This window comes from Bradyrhizobium sp. Leo114, assembly GCF_055229415.2.
Map to the genome: position 1 here is coordinate 1 of NZ_JBUYEN020000239.1, position 349 is coordinate 349.

1 protein-coding gene is annotated in these 349 nt (G+C 64.2%); it reads left to right on the forward strand.

The genetic code is table 11. The features are described from left to right. Positions 1-349: transposase (locus ACZIRK_RS45565; protein ID WP_474419893.1), on the forward strand; the 349-nt coding region annotated here is incomplete at both ends.

Genomic DNA, 349 nt, shown 5'->3' on the forward strand with positions numbered 1-349 from the left:
GCCATCATCGACTGGGCGAGCCGTGCGGTCCTGGCGTGGCGGTTGTCGAACACGATGGACGTCTGGTTCTGCGTGGCGGCGCTGGAAGAGGCGCTGGCGAAGTACGGCACGCCGGAGATTTTCAACACCGACCAGGGCAGCCAGTTCACCAGTGCGGCCTTCACCGGCGCGTTGGCGGGCGCAGCGATCAGGATCTCCATGGATGGCCGCGGTCGTTGGATCGACAACGTCTTCATCGAGCGGCTGTGGCGGTCGCTCAAGCATGAGGACATCTATCTCAGAGGCTATGCCGACGGCCGCGAGGCCAAGGCAGGGGTCGCAAGCTGGATCGCCTTCTACAACGATCGTC